Below are 14,220 nucleotides of genomic sequence, written 5' to 3' on the forward strand. Positions count from 1 at the left end.
CGGCGCTGGTGGCAGCAGGCGATCGAGCGGCGCGCGGTGGTGCCAGGGCTCATCGGCGCTGCGATCGCGGGCGCGTTCAGCGCCTTCAGCGTCTACATGCCGCTGCGGGTGTCGGAGGTGTCGGCATTCAACCCCGGGCTGGTGCTGTCGGTCTACGCCGCGACCACCCTGCTCCTGCTGCCCGTGGTGGGGCGGAGCTACGACCGCTTCGGACGGTCCTGGGTGCTGGTGCCGGCGTTGCTGAGTCTGGCCGCCGGACTGGCGGTGCTGTCCGCGGTCGTCCACCCCGCCGCCATCGTCGGCGCGGCTGTGCTGGTCGGCGCCGGGATCGGCGGCGGTGTGCCCGGGTTGACCGCGTGGACCGCCGACCGCGTCGACGTCGACCGCCGCGCCGGGGCGCAGGGCACCTTCTGGACCGTCTACGAGATAGGGCTCTTCGCCGGTTCGCTGTCCATGGGCCTGATGTTCGCCTCCTTGCGCTACGGCGGCTTCGCGGTGGTGGCGGCGGTGATCGCGGCGGCGGCCGGAGCCTACGTGCTGGCGCTGCGCTCCGGGCGCGGCTTCGAGGAACGGGAGGCGGCCGATGAGTGAGCCGGAAACGGGAGCGCCGGTCGCGCTGGTCACCGGGGCCAGCGGCGTGGTGGGCTCGCAGGCGGCCGTGGCGCTGAGCGCCCGCGGCTACCGCGTGGCGGTGCACGGGCGCAGCCGGCGGCGGCTGGCGCGCACCGTGCAGGCCTGCTCGCGACCGGAGGAGACCGTCCTTCCCCTCACCGGCGACCTGGACGCCGAGGGGGTGGCGCACGGGCTCGTCGATGCCGTGCTGGAGAGCTTCGGGCGACTGGACGTGCTTGTCGCCGCGGCGGGCGCGTTCCCCAAGGAGGATTTCGAGGGTTCCGACGAGCAGCTGTGGCACTCGGTCCTCGCGCTCAACCTCACTGCTCAGACCCGGCTGCTGCGCCGCGCCCTGGAGCCGCTGCGCCGAGCCCGCCCGGGCGTGGTGGTGCTGCTCGGCTCCGAGCCGGTGACCCGCCCGGTCGCCCGACCCGACCAGGAGGCCTACTACGCGAGCAAGGGCGGCCTGCTCGGGCTCGCGCGAGGGCTGCAGGCGTCCCTGCTGCACGAGCCCGTGAGCACGGTGATCGTGCACCCCGACTGGACACTGCCCGACCGGGAGGTCACCGACCCCGCGGCGCAGATTCCCGCCGGCCGGCTCGGCGAGGCCCTCGCCCACGTGGTGGCCATGGCCGGGCTGGTCCGTGTGCGCGAGGTGACGCTGCACCCACTGGAGGCCGTCGCGGCGGACGCGGACTCCCCGCTCCCGGCCGCGCCGCCCGGTCCCGGAACAGGACGGCCGCCGGCGGCCGCCGGCGGCGCCGCTTCGCACAGCGGTTCGCCTACACAAGCAAGGAGTGCGGTCGATGACTGAGAAGCCCCGTGCTGCCCCTGCACACAGGGGAGAAGCGCAGACGGTACGCAGCTGGCTCCCCGGCGACCCGCCGAACTGGGATCCCCACACCGGCGTCGACGACTGGTCCATGCGGATCCACGCCGGGCTGTTCGAAGGACTGGTCCGCCCCGCTCCCGACGGGGATCTGCGCCCCGCGCTGGCCGAGGGATGGCGGATCGACCGCTCCGGGCGGGTCGTCACCGTCCAGCTGCGGCGCACGGCCCGGTGGTCCGACGGCCGCCCGGTGCGGTCCGGCGACGTCGCCCACACCTTCCTGCGCGGCACCGACCCCGCCCTCGGGTTGCGCTGCGCCTGGCAGATGTACGTGCTCGGCGGGGCCCGCGACCGCCATCAGGGCGTCCCCGGCGCCGCCCTCGGCGTCGACGTCCTCGACGAGCACACTGTGCGCTTCCACCTGGAGCACCCGTTGGCCGACATCCGCGAGTTCTGGGCGCTGCCGGCGTTCGCGCCGCTGCGCGAGGACGCTCCGCCCGCGCGCAGCCCTCACGATGCCCTCGCGGTGCCCGCCAGCGGCCCCTTCCGCTACAGCGCCGTCGACCCGGGCGAGCGGATCGAGCTGGAGCGCAACCCGTACTACTGGGACGACGCCATGCCCGCGTCCCCGGTGCGCTACGTCGTCGGGGGCGATCCCGTGGAGCTTTACGCCAGCGGGGACATCGACCTGGCACCCCTGGAGATCCGCGCCCTGGACGAGGTCGACCCCGCCCACGTCACCCGGATTCCCGAGGCGACCGTGAGCTACCTGGTGATGAACACCCGCGACGACCTGCTGGCCGACTCCGGGGTCCGCGCCGCTCTCGCCGACGCGATCGACCCCGAGGAGCTCGTCACCGACACCCGTTCGGGGGCGGCGCCCATCGGCCGGCTCGTCCCGCCCAGCGCCGGCACCCGCGCATACCTGCGCGCCAGCCCCCGGGTGGCGCGCCGCCGCCGCTCCGGCGGGAGGCTCGACGGCGTCCGCCTCACTTTGGTCTGCACCGACATCCGCGACCGCGTCGCTGAGGCCGAGCGGCTCGCCGACCAGATCCGCAAACGCACCGGCGCCTCCGTCGAGATCGACGCGCGCAGCTACGCGGGCCAGTACACGGCGATCCGCGAGGGGACCTACCACCTTTCGATCGCATCCTGGCGGGCGGACTACGACGACCCGCTCGCGTTCCTCGCCGAGCACGTCTCCGACGGCGTGGCCGGCAACCAGTCGAAGTGGTCGGACGCCGAGTACAACAGGCTGGTCGCCGCCGCCCGCGACGAGATCGGCGACGCCGAGCGCCACTCCCGCCTCGCGGCGGCCGAGCAGCGGCTGCTGGACCACGACGCCGTCGTTCCCCTCTATTCCTGGTCCGGGCTGTGGCTGCAGCGTCCCGGCCTCACCGGTGTGGTGCACCGTGCGGCGGGAGCCTCGCCCGACCTGCGTTGGGCGGTGCGCACATGACCGCCCCGCGCGAGGTCGTCGTCGTCGGCGGCACCGGCATGCTCCGGCCCGCCGTTCACGAGCTGCTGCGCACCGGTGCGCGTGTCGTCTGCGTCGCGCGCCGGCCCGAACGCGCCGAGCGCGGGGCACCCGACACCGGGGAGCTGGTGCCGGTGCCTGCGGACTGGGCCGCTCCCCGGGAGCTGGGCGAAGCGGTCAAGGGGGCCGTCGAGGGTCGGCGGGTCGCCGAAGCGCTGCTGTGGGTCCACACGCCCTTCGACGAAGGCGTCCACGCTGCGCTGGTCCCGTTGCTGAGTGCGGACGCGACCGTCGTGCAGCTGTGGGGCAGCTCCGGTGTCGACCCGCGCCGGAGTCGGCCCGAGCCCACGCATTATGCGCCACCGCGCAGCTACCGCAGTGTCGTTCTGGGGTTCGCCGACACCGGTCGGGGAACCCGCTGGCTGACGAATCAGGAGATTTCCGACGCCGCGTTGCGCGGCCTGCGCGACAGCGAACCGAAGCAGATCGCAGGAAGGGTTGAACCGTGGTCGGACCGACCGTGAGAGCCGACGTCCTGTGCATCCAGGGCAGTCTGGGACATCCATCGAGGACAGCGGTGCTGACGGAGCTCGTCCGCAGAACCCTGGAGCAGCTGGGGGCCCGCACCGACGTACTCGACCTCCGTGAGCACCGCCTGCCTCAGGTGGACGTGCGCTATCACGGTAGCCCCGAGGACCCGCCCGACCCGGCCGTCGGCGACCTGTTGCACCGGGTGCGGGCCGCCGACGCCATGGTGTGGGCGAGCCCCGTCTACCACAACTCCTACTCGGCGGCGCTGAAGAACGCACTCGACCACCTGGCGATCGCCGACGTGCGGGGCAAGCCGCTGGCGCTCTGCGGCAACGGCGGGCGGCGCGCCAGTGGCCAGGCCGCCGACCACCTGCGGATCGTGGCGCGCGGACTGCACGGGATCGCCGTTCCGCTCGTGACGACCACCGCCGACGGCGACTTCCGGCGGGTCGACGGCGAGTACCGGATCGCCGCGCGGGAGACGATCGAACGCGCCGTGGCCATGTGCCAACAGCTGCTCGACTACACCGACAGGTTCCGAACCGCACCCCAGGACGCCGTCGGTGTGGCGGCGCCCGCGTCAGAAGGAGCATCATGAGCCAGAGCACCCTGGACGACCTGCCCGACGCGGTCCGGCTGGAGCGCGAATACGACGTCCCCCGGCTGGTCGCGGACCTGAAGCAGATCACCGGGCACCAATGGCAGCGGCAGCGGTACTTCTCCGACACCGGTGTCGGCACCGAGGTGAGCTACGACTGGACGGTGCTGCCGCTGCGCAGCCCCGGGGGCGGCGACGACCGCACCGATCCCGGCGGGCCCGGACTGGTGGACCACGCCGACACCGGCTGGCTGGCCCGGACCCCCTACTTCGCCCGGATCCTCGCCGAGCTTCCGGTTCCGCTGCGCGCCGTGCGGCTGATGGCGCTGGGCCCCGGCGCGGCCACCCGCAAGCACGTCGACACCAAGTACGGCTTTCCCTGGGGCACACTGCGCCTGCACATCCCGATCACCACGGTCCCCGAGGCGACCCTGGAGTTCGGCGACGACGTGTACCGGTGGCAGCCCGGGACACTGTGGTTCGGCAACTTCTGCAGGCCCCACCGCGTCAGCAACACCGGTACCGGAAACCGCGTGCACATGGTGATCGACACCCACGTCACACCCGAGCTGGTCGAGCTGTTCCCCGCCGAACTCCGCGAAGCGCTCGCCGAGCCCGACGTCGTCTTCGCCCGCCCCGAGCAGCCGCTCGATCCGGGCGGGGCCTCGCGGCGCCGGTGCCGGTTCGCCATGCCCAAACCCTTCACCAGCTGGGAGGACGATGACGAGTTCCGCACCAGCGACGCGCTGGTCGACGCGTCGATCGACTGGGCGCAGGGACAGCTGGCCGTGCATCTCGACGGCAGCCCCGCGCTCGGACTCGTACACCTGGGCGAGGGGGAGTTCCGCTTCCGCGGCTGGACCGACGAGCGCTGGATCCGCGTGGAGGGGCAGGGAGACGGGATGACCGTCACACTCTTCAACCGGCGAGGGAGCGAGGTGCGCTCGCGCAACTGCCCCGCCGCCGCACTGTGACGGCCCGGGCGGGGCCTGCTGAAGAGGTGTTCCGCGACGCCGTCGGGGGCCTCGGCGGCGCCGAGTGGGACCGGCTCGCCGGCGACCGCTTCTATTCGTCCCGCGGCTGGCTGGAGTTCTGCGCCTCCCTGGACGGCCACACCGGGGGAGCCGTCTGCGTCGAGGACGCCGGACGCCGCGCGGCGGTGCCGGTCTCGGCGGTGACCCGCCAAGCCCACACCCGCTACCGCTGGGACGCTCTGCTGCGCGACCTGGGGACGTCGGAGGTGCCCGCCGGCGTCCTCGTCGGCCCCGCCCGCGGATACCAGACCCACATCCTCTCGGCGGCGCAGCCCCACACCGGGCTGGTCGAACGGCTGCTCGACCGGCTGCGGCGGCTGCCCGAGCACGCGGCCGCCGCCGGCCTCCTGGGCGACGCCCCGCCGCAGCGGCCCCCGGTGATGGCGATGTTCCTCTCCACCGCCGAAGCCGAAGCCCTGCGGGCCGCCGGAGTCCGCCGGCAGCCGGTGCTCTTGGGCGCCGACGCCTGGTTCACGCTTCCCGACGGCGGCTGGGAGGGGTGGCTGGACTCGCTGTCGGCCAAACGCCGCAGCATGGTACGGCGCGATCTGCGCAGGTTCGACGAGGCGGGCTGCACGGTGCGGCACGCGCCTCTCGAAGACGTCGTCGACGTCGCCGCCGAGCTCCAAGCCCGCACCGACGAACGCTACGGACGGCGCGCCCCCGCAGAGGCGATCGCCGACTCCTTCCGCCGGCAGGCCGCGGCCGCGGGGGGCGCTGCTCGCGCTGCGCTGTGCTGCCGCGACGGCCGGATCATCGGCTACTGCGCCTACCTCCTCCGAGGCCGCACCCTCTTCCTGCGGTCGGCCGGATTCGACTACACGCGGCTGAACGGCGTCGCGGAATACTTCACGACCGTCTACTACAGCCCCATCCGGGCCGCGGTGCGGGCGGGCGCGCGGCACGTGCACGCGGGCATCGCGGCCGAGGACGCCAAGGCGCTCCGCGGTGCCGACCTGCACCCCTTGTGGCTGCTGGATCTCACCCCCGGCTCCCGCGGCACCGATCGGGACGAGCCGATACTGGCCCGCAACGCCGAGGTCTCCGCCCGAGTCGCAGCCCTCTCCCCGGCCGTGGAACGGGCATGGACGCCCCAGGCCCGCAGCGCCGAGCAGTTCGGGCTCGCTCGAAGCCTGCCCTCGACGCGCCGATGAAACAGCTCTCGCGGCGCAGACCCGGGCCGCGACGCCCACCCGCGCCCCCCGCGCAGCGACGAAAGGCGACGGATACATGGATACGGCACCGCAGACCGCAGCGCCCCGCACCGACGTTTCGCGCGAGGACGGATTCCGGTTCGACGGCCGGGACCGCGACCCCGCCGGAATCGCCGAGCAGATCAGAATCCTCGACGTCAACAACAGCCGCCCAGCGGTCCGCGCGCTCAAGGAGTGGGCGTTTCGGCGGCTGGCGCCGCGGCCAGGCGAGACCGCCCTGGACGTCGGGGCCGGAACCGGCGAGGACGTCGTGGCGCTGGCCGCCGGGGTCGGCCGGCACGGGCGCGCCGTGGGGGTGGAGCCTGTCGCAGGGTTGCGTACCGAGGCCGAGCGCAGAGCGGCGGAACGCGGCGTCGCCGTCGACATGGCCGACGGCGACGTCCGCTCCCTGGCCTTTCCCGACGGGTGCTTCGACATCGTGCGCTGCGAGCGCGTCCTGCAGCACATCGAGGACCCCGCCCAGGCGGTCGCCGAGATGACGCGAGTCCTCGCGCCGGGCGGGCGGATCGCGCTCCTGGACACCGACTGGTCGACCGCCGTGCTGCACCCCGGGCCCGCCGACGTCGTCGACCGGGTTCTCGATGCCCTCAGCGCGCCTTTGGCCAACCCGCAAGCCGGTCGGCAGCTGCGGGGCCTCCTGGTCGCGGCCGGGGTGGATGTCGCCGACTGCGAAGCCGCCACCTGGATCGACGACGGCGCGGCGGGAGCCCGGGCCCCGGCGTCGGAGCTGCCGTGGCGGGCGCTGCGCTGCGGTGCCGTCACGCGAGAGGAGGCCGTAAGGCTCTCCCAGGAGCTTGCACGCGCCTCCGCGGCCGGCGCCTTCTTCCGCGCCACCACCGTGTTCGGTGCGTTCGGCACCCGCGTGGACGGCCCTCCGGGGAAGGCGAAGGGGCCGAGTATCGCGTGAACACGGGAGGCCGCGCATGCGGCCGCGCGGAGAGACTCGAAAGCGGCGGAAGGCAAGCCGCGACCGGTGTGAGAGGGGAGCGCGATGCGGGTGTTCGCGGTCGGAGCCACAGGAGTGCTCGGCCGGCGGCTGGTACCGCTGCTGACGGCGCGCGGCCACAAGGTCACAGCCATGGCACCGGACAGGTTGGACTCCCTGCCCGAAGGGATCCCGACGGTGCGGGCTGGGCTGCTCGACTCCGGACTCGACCTGCGCGCCCAGGTCGAAGGCCACGACGCCGTCGTCAACCTCGCCACCAGTATGCCGCGCGACCCCTCCGCCGCCGGCGCATGGCGGCCGACGGGGCGTATCCGCAGCGTGGGCACCGGCGCTCTGGTCGAGGCCGCGCGGGCTGCGGGCGTACGGCGTCTCGTGCAGATGAGCATCACCATGGCCTACGCCGACGGCGGGGACGGCTGGCTGGCCGAGGACGCCCTCTTCGACGCCGACCCCCGGCGCCGGGAGATCGTGGACCCCGTCGCGGAGATGGAGAGGGCCGTCAGCGCGGTACCGCCCACCGAGGTCGCCTGGTGCCTGCTGCGCGGAGCGCGCTTCGCCGGTCCGGGAACGGCCCAGGACACGCAATGCGGCCAGCTCGCCCGCGGCGAGCTGCGCATTCCCGGCGACGGACGCGCTTTCGTGTCGATGGTGCACGTCGTCGACTACGCCGCCGCGGTGGTCGCGGCCCTGGAGCGAGCCCCCGCCGGATGGACGTTCAACGTCGCCGACGAACCGCTGCGTGTCGGCGACTACTACACGAGGCTCGCCCGCGCCACCGGCTGCGCACCGCCCGAGTCCGACGGCGCGGACGAGAGCGGCATCCCGTCGCACCGGATCGACAGCACCGCCGCACGCCAGAAGCTGGGATGGCATCCCGCTCGCGGGATCTGGCCGTCCTAACGGGTGCTCCGTCCATCGCACCCATGCTGCGCGGGAGCGGGCGGCACCCTGCCCGGACCGCGGGGACCGGAGGTCCGACGCCATGACCGTTACACACTGCCCCTACTGCGCGCTGCAATGCGCCATGCGGCTGACTCCGGCCCCGCAGGGCGGACTGTCGGTGCGACCGGTCGACTTCCCGACGAACCGGGGCGGTCTGTGCCGCAAGGGCTGGACGGCGGCCGAACTGCTCCGCTCCCCGGAGCGGCTGACCCGGCCCCTACTGCGGATCCGTCGCAGCGCCCCCCTGCGGGAGGTGGACTGGGAGACCGCCCTGGACCACGTCGCGGCCCGCCTGGGCGAACTGCGTACGGAGAGCGGCTCCGACGCGGTGGGCGTGTTCGGAGGCGGCGGGCTGACCAACGAGAAGGCCTACCTGCTCGGCAAGTTCGCCCGTCTCGCCCTCGGCACGTCCCGTATCGACTACAACGGCCGGTTCTGCATGTCCTCCGCTGCGGCGGCGGGCACCCGCGCCTTCGGCGTGGACCGCGGGCTTCCCTTCCCGCTACCCGATCTGGCCGGGGCCGAGGTCGTGCTGCTGGCGGGCGCCAACCCTGCTGCGACCATGCCGCCCATGATGGGCCATCTCGCCTCCCCGCGGCTGATCGTGGCGGATCCGCGCCGGTCGGAGACCGCGGCCCGAGCAGAGGAGGGCGGAGGCCTGCACCTGGCCCCGCGCCCGGGAACCGACGCCGCCCTGGCGATGGGACTGCTGCACTCCGCCCGCAAGCAAGGGCTCCTCGACGAGGCGTACATCGCGGAGCGGACCACCGGTTTCACCGCGGCCCTGCGGCAGGCGGCCGCCTGGTGGCCCGAGCGCACCGAGCACGTCACCGGAGTCGCCGCCGCCGACATCCGCACCGCCGCGGACATGCTGGGCACCGCCTGCGGCGCGTACGTGCTTACCGGGCGCGGCGTCGAACAGCACAGCACCGGAACCGCCACCGCGGGCTGGTGGATCAACCTGGCCCTGGGCCTGGGCCTGCCCGGCAGGCGCGGTTCCGGCTACGGCACCATCACGGGCCAGGGCAACGGGCAGGGCGGGCGCGAGCACGGCCAGAAAGCCGACCAGCTGCCGGGTTACCGGAGCATCGGCGATCCCCGCGCCCGCGAGCACGTGGCGAAGGTGTGGGGAGTCGAGCCCGACGAGCTGCCGGGGCCGGGGCCCAGCGCCCAGGAGTTGCTGGAGTCGCTGGGGCGGCCGGAAGGGCCGCGCGGACTGGTGGTGATGGGCTCCAACCCGGCGGTCTCGGCCCCGGACTCCGACCGCGTCCGGGAACGGCTGGGCGCAACGGAGTTCCTGGTCGTATCCGACTTCGTGCTCTCCGAGACCGCCGCGCTGGCCGACGTGGTGCTGCCGAGCCTGCAGTGGGCCGAGGAGGAAGGCACGCTCACCAGCCTCGAAGGGCGGATCCTGTGCCGGCGGGCGGTCGCGGAGCCGCCGGAAGGGCCGCGCAGCGACCTTCGGATCCTTTCCGAGCTGGCCCGTCGGCTGGGGCAGTCCGCCGCCCGGTTCCCGGCCGAACCCGAAGCGGTGCTGTCGGAGCTGGCCGCCGCATCGGCCGGGGGACCGGCCGACTACGCAGGGCTGAGCCCGGACCGGCTGGCGGGCGGAGAGGCGCTGTACTGGCCCCTCCCGGACTCCGCCAGCAGCACTCCTCGGCTTTTCCTGGACGGGTTCCACCACCCTGACGGACGGGCCCGGTTCCACAGTGGCGGGCTGAGCGCGCCCGACGAAGCACCCGACGCTGAGTTCCCGCTGCTGGCCACCACCGGACGGCTGCTGAACCACTACCAGTCCGGCGCCCAGACCCGCCGCGTGCCCGAACTGGCCGAGGCCGCACCCGAGGCCGAGGTGCAGGTGCACCCTGACAGCGCCCACCACTACGGGATGTCCGAGGGCGAGTGGGTGCGCGTGGTCTCCCGGCGCGGCCGCATGCTCGCACGCCTGCGGCTGAACGGCGGAATCCGCCGCGACACGGTGTTCCTGCCCTTCCACTACTCCGGCGAGCAGGCCGCCAACAAGATCACCAATCCCGCCTTGGACCCTGTCAGCCGTATGCCCGAGTTCAAGCTCAGCGCCGTGCGCCTGGAAACGTGCGCCTCCGGCGCCGACCCGGCCTGATCCCGGGCGCCGGCGGCACCCGGCGCCCCCTGCGGCCGGCCTTCGCGACGCCAGGAAGGATCCGCCCGTGACATGTGCCGTGCGCCATCTCGTCGTAATCGGCAACGGGATGGTCGGAGCCCGTTTCGCCGAGGAGGTCGCCCGCCGCGACCCGGACGGGCGGCGCTGCCGCGTCACGGTTGTCGGTGCCGAGGCGGGCGGCGCCTACAACCGCGTTCTGCTGCCCGGCGTCGTGGCGGGGGACTACACCCTGGACGACATCCGCCTGCCGGAGCCGGAGACGCCCTCGGTCCGGGTGCGCACCGGGGTGGCCGCGCGCGCCATCGACCCCCGCCGCAAGACCGTCGCCCTGGACGACGGAACCCGGCTGAACTACGACAGGCTTGTGCTGGCCACCGGCGCGCGTGCGCGCGTGCCTCCCGTCGCCGGGATCGCCGACGAAGCGGGGAGACTGGCCGCGGGAGTGAGCACGCTGCGCGACATCGCCGATTGCCGCCGCCTCATGGCTCAGGCCCGCCCAGGCGGGGCCGCGGCCGTGCTGGGAGGCGGCGTCCTCGGCCTGGAGATCGCCCGGGCGCTGGCCGGTCGGGGCGTGCGCTGCACCGTGGTGGAGGCGATGCCCTGGATCATGCACCAGGAGATCGACGAGCAGGCCGCGGAGGTCCTCTCCCGGCGCTACGGCGAGGCCGGTGTGGCCGTCTGCGCCGGCCAGGCGGCCGCGCGCTGGCATCCGACCGCGGGTCTGGAACTGGACGACGGCCGGACGCTGGCCGCCGAAGCGCTGGTGCTGACCACCGGGGTGCGCGGCAGCACCGAACTCGCCGATGCTGCCGGCATCGCGACCGACCACGGCGTCCTCGTCGACGACGAGCTGGCGTCCTCCGAACCCGGCGTCTACGCGATCGGGGACTGCGCTCAGCACCCGGCGGGAGGAGCCGGCCTGGTCCAGCCGGGCTGGGAGCAGGCCGCGGTACTGGCCGATCGTCTGACGGGAACCGGCCCCGGCGCCTGTTACACCGGCGTCCGGCCGGTGACCCGGCTGAAGGCCGAAGGGATCGAGCTGGCGGCGATGGGGCGGCTCGACACCGGCGATCCCGTGCTGACCATCGACGACTTCCGCGCCGGCCGCTATGCCCGCCTGTCGGCGCAGGGGGACCTGGTGACCGGCGCGGTGCTCTTGGGCTTCCCGCGCGCGGCCGGGACGCTGGGGCGGCTGTTCGCCACCGGATCGCCCTTGCCCGCCGAGCCGCTGGCACTGTTTCACGAGTCGGCGACCGCGGCCGCCGATACAGGCGAGGAGGAGCCGGTGTGCCGGTGCAACGCCGTTTCCCGCGACCGCATCGAGGCCGCATGGCGCGACGGAGCGCGCAGCCGGACGTCGGTGGCGGAGCGGACGCGGGCCACCACGGGGTGCGGCGAGTGCGCCCGCGACGTCGACGCGCTGCTCTCCGCCTGGAGCGGCGGGGACGCGGCGTCCCGGTCGCAGAGGTGACCGCGCCGCGGGCGCCTCACCGGGACCGGCGTCCGTACGCCCGGTTGCCGGCCTCGCAGCCGTTCGCGATCGTTCCCGGCTTCGGCGGGCAGAGCCGTGAAGCGACGAGCCGTTCGCTGGCCCCGGCCGGTGAGCAGGTCGCGTGCCTATGCGGGTGACATCGGCGTGTGCGGCTAGCGAAAGGAACGGGCATGCGCTCGTCGTGCGGCTGGCGCTACTCGCACCCCACCCCGTCGCGATCGCGATCGAGGTGCGGTCCGTATCCGGGGTCGCCTTCGCGGACGGGGGCGGCGCCCGCTGCGCGGGCCTCGTCGCAGTTGTCGTAGTACGTGTCAAGGCCGCCGTCTTGGGCGGGCGCCTGCTCAGTGACCGTCTGCCGGACGGTCTCCGTAGCGGTCACCTGCACTTCACGGGTTTCGGTGGAGGTGGCTTCGACCTTCTGGGTGGCGGTAGCGGTAACGGTGACGGTCGCTGTCGGTGCGGGGGAAGGCGCCGGTGCGCTTCCGGTGGGCTCGGTGCCCCCGCCGGCGCAGCTCTGGGCGGTTGCGGCGATCAGGCCGACTGCAAGGAGGGTGCCGGTGACGGACACGGACATGCGAGTGCCGTGTTCACCGCGTCCGGGGGATCTGGTGGAAGGGCGCTGCATACCCGAAGGATGCTCTGGTCGGGGGGAGGTTGTCAGTCGAAACTAGGAAAAATCACCGTGCAATCGGGGTCACCCGAGGCGACCGGCCCCGGGCTCAGGCGGCAGAGTCGCCGGGTACAGCCTTCCGCGCCCGATGTGAAACTCCGGACCACCGCCGCCTCGTCGCACGAGGCCGAGGGAGCGTCTCGCACGGCGCCCCGAGCTTCGCCGCAGCCTCGGCTACCTGCCGGATTCGGGAGGAGTCGGGCGGTCGGCCGGTGTGGAGCGGTCGGCGGTGTCGTACTCGCGGCGGTTGGCGAGAACCTCGTCCATGTGCGCTTCCGCCCACCCTTTGATGCCGCGCATGACGCCGTGGAGCGACAACCCCAGGTCGGTCAGCTCGTAGGTGACCGTGACAGGCACGGTCGGCGTCACCGTGCGGGTAAGCAGGCCGTCGCGTTCGAGGGAGCGAAGGGTCTGGGTGAGCATCTTCTGGCTGACGCCGGACAGCCGGCGCGACAGTTCGGAATAGCGCATCGCCCGCGGATCACCGCGGCGGTCCTCGCCGGGGTGCGGGCCGTCGCTGCCGAGCGCGGCCAGGACCAGCGTCACCCACTTGTCCGAGATCCGGTCGAGGAGCAGGCGGCTGGGACAGTTCGCCAGGAACGCGTCGTACTCCGCCTTCTCCTTCGCCCGTTTCTGGGCCGCCGTCATCGTCGGCAAGGACCCCTCCTCCCTACCTCGCGGTGGCCAACGCACTTCGAAGTGCGTACTTCCCGTTGGAGAGTTACCCCTCCATTGTGGTGGAGCAGTACCGATATCTCCACAGGAGGCAGACATGTCCACCACGTTCCGGACCGCGGTCGTCCGCATCCCGGCCGGTCCCGACTCCATCGAGATCATCGACGTGCCCGTCGTCGAGCCCGGGCCCGGCCGGATCCGGGTCGACATCGCCGGGGCCGCCGTCAACCCCGTCGACCTGGCTGTGGCCGGCGGGGTGTTCCACGAACTCGGCCTGATCGACCAGCCCGAGCACACCGGCCTGGGTTGGGACTTCGCCGGTACGGTCACCGCGGCCGGACCGGGCACCGACCTTCCGGTCGGCAGCCGTGTCGCGGGGATGGTCGGCGGGTTCGACCGCGACCTCGGTACATATGCCGAGCAGGTGGTCGTCCCGGCGGGCGACGCCGCTGTTGTGCCCGACGGTCTCGACCTGGTCACGGCGGCGACGGTCCCGGTCAACGGCCTGGCCGCGGCTCAGTTGGTCGACCTGCTCGGCGAGGGCAGGGGCCGGAGCCTGCTGGTGACCGGGGCCGCAGGGGCGGTCGGCGGTTATGTCTCCTCGCTCGCCCAGGAGCGCGGCTGGCGCGTCACCGGTCTGGCCCGCGCGGAGGACGAAGAGTTCGTCCGCAGCCTCGGCGCCGACTTCACCACCGAGGCGGCATCCGGATGGGACGCCGTAGCCGACGGTGCCGCGCTCCAGGAACGGGGCCTCGCGCTGGTCGGCGACGGCGGCCTCTTCGTCGGCGTGCAGCCGGGTGCGGCGCCGGCGGAAGAGCGCGGCGTCACCGTCCGGGTGGTGGTGGCGCAGCCCGACGGCGCCCGGCTCGCCGGGCTCCTCGAGGCCACCGCACGCGGTCGGCTGCCCGGGCGGGTGCACGCCGCGGTACCGCTGGATGAGGTCGCCGCCGCCCACCGCGCGGTCGCGAAGGGCGGAGTGCGCGGGAAGTACGTCCTTCGGCCTTGAGCGTCGGGGCGCCACGGGAAGGGGCGGAAGTGCGGTCGAAGCGGCTCGGCG

At 73.7% G+C, this 14,220-nt stretch carries 14 protein-coding genes; 12 read left to right on the forward strand and 2 right to left on the reverse strand.

Annotated elements, in window-relative coordinates:
* The 11 genes from LP52_RS14990 to LP52_RS15045 all read left to right on the forward strand — a co-directional run.
* Positions 1–591 (forward strand): MFS transporter (locus LP52_RS14990; protein WP_040274277.1); only part of this gene is annotated, 591 nt, incomplete at its 5' end.
* On the forward strand, positions 584–1,426 hold the full coding sequence (locus LP52_RS25815; RefSeq protein ID WP_052809870.1) for an SDR family NAD(P)-dependent oxidoreductase: 843 nt from the start codon (positions 584–586) through the stop codon (positions 1,424–1,426). The genes LP52_RS14990 and LP52_RS25815, both read left to right, overlap by 8 nt.
* A complete protein-coding gene (locus LP52_RS15000; protein WP_084723216.1) occupies positions 1,419–2,900 on the forward strand; it encodes a peptide ABC transporter substrate-binding protein in 1,482 nt (493 codons plus the stop codon). The genes LP52_RS25815 and LP52_RS15000 overlap by 8 nt, the downstream gene beginning before the upstream one ends.
* On the forward strand, positions 2,897–3,442 hold the full coding sequence (locus tag LP52_RS25820; RefSeq protein WP_052809871.1) for a Rossmann-fold NAD(P)-binding domain-containing protein: 546 nt from the start codon (positions 2,897–2,899) through the stop codon (positions 3,440–3,442). Before LP52_RS15000 ends, LP52_RS25820 begins: the two co-directional genes overlap by 4 nt.
* A complete protein-coding gene (locus LP52_RS15015) occupies positions 3,439–4,047 on the forward strand; it encodes an NADPH-dependent FMN reductase (protein WP_274518819.1) in 609 nt (202 codons plus the stop codon). Before LP52_RS25820 ends, LP52_RS15015 begins: the two co-directional genes overlap by 4 nt.
* Positions 4,044–5,021 (forward strand): aspartyl/asparaginyl beta-hydroxylase domain-containing protein, encoded by a 978-nt coding sequence (locus LP52_RS15020; RefSeq protein WP_052809873.1) that lies wholly within the window; start codon positions 4,044–4,046, stop codon positions 5,019–5,021. The genes LP52_RS15015 and LP52_RS15020 overlap by 4 nt, the downstream gene beginning before the upstream one ends.
* A 26-nt stretch (positions 5,022–5,047) precedes the next feature.
* Positions 5,048–6,235 (forward strand): GNAT family N-acetyltransferase, encoded by a 1,188-nt coding sequence (locus tag LP52_RS15025; protein WP_052809874.1) that lies wholly within the window; start codon positions 5,048–5,050, stop codon positions 6,233–6,235.
* 76 nt (positions 6,236–6,311) lie between these two features.
* Positions 6,312–7,202, forward strand: a complete 891-nt coding sequence (locus tag LP52_RS15030; RefSeq protein ID WP_052809875.1) for a methyltransferase domain-containing protein — start codon at positions 6,312–6,314, stop codon at positions 7,200–7,202.
* 84 nt (positions 7,203–7,286) lie between these two features.
* Positions 7,287–8,141 carry an NAD-dependent epimerase/dehydratase family protein gene (locus tag LP52_RS15035; RefSeq protein WP_052809876.1) on the forward strand — a complete coding sequence of 285 codons (855 nt, stop codon included), beginning with the start codon at positions 7,287–7,289 and terminating at the stop codon, positions 8,139–8,141.
* A gap of 82 nt (positions 8,142–8,223) precedes the next feature.
* Positions 8,224–10,305 (forward strand): molybdopterin oxidoreductase family protein, encoded by a 2,082-nt coding sequence (locus LP52_RS15040; RefSeq protein ID WP_040274281.1) that lies wholly within the window; start codon positions 8,224–8,226, stop codon positions 10,303–10,305.
* A gap of 67 nt (positions 10,306–10,372) precedes the next feature.
* Positions 10,373–11,797 (forward strand): FAD-dependent oxidoreductase, encoded by a 1,425-nt coding sequence (locus tag LP52_RS15045; RefSeq protein WP_040274283.1) that lies wholly within the window; start codon positions 10,373–10,375, stop codon positions 11,795–11,797.
* Between the two features lie 214 nt (positions 11,798–12,011).
* On the opposite strand, the gene LP52_RS15050 is transcribed toward LP52_RS15045, so the two are convergent.
* Complete coding sequence (locus tag LP52_RS15050) at positions 12,012–12,392, reverse strand: excalibur calcium-binding domain-containing protein (RefSeq protein WP_052809877.1); 381 nt, start codon at positions 12,390–12,392, stop codon at positions 12,012–12,014.
* Positions 12,393–12,662: 270 nt separating this feature from the next.
* Positions 12,663–13,136, reverse strand: a complete 474-nt coding sequence (locus tag LP52_RS15055) for a winged helix-turn-helix transcriptional regulator (RefSeq protein ID WP_449336609.1) — start codon at positions 13,134–13,136, stop codon at positions 12,663–12,665.
* A 124-nt stretch (positions 13,137–13,260) separates the two neighbouring features.
* On the opposite strand from LP52_RS15055, the gene LP52_RS15060 reads away from it, so the two are divergent.
* Complete coding sequence (locus LP52_RS15060) at positions 13,261–14,169, forward strand: NADP-dependent oxidoreductase (protein WP_040274287.1); 909 nt, start codon at positions 13,261–13,263, stop codon at positions 14,167–14,169.
* Positions 14,170–14,220 lie beyond the last annotated feature (51 nt).

This window comes from Streptomonospora alba (assembly GCF_000826685.1).
Taxonomy (GTDB): Bacteria; Actinomycetota; Actinomycetes; order Streptosporangiales; family Streptosporangiaceae; genus Streptomonospora; species Streptomonospora alba.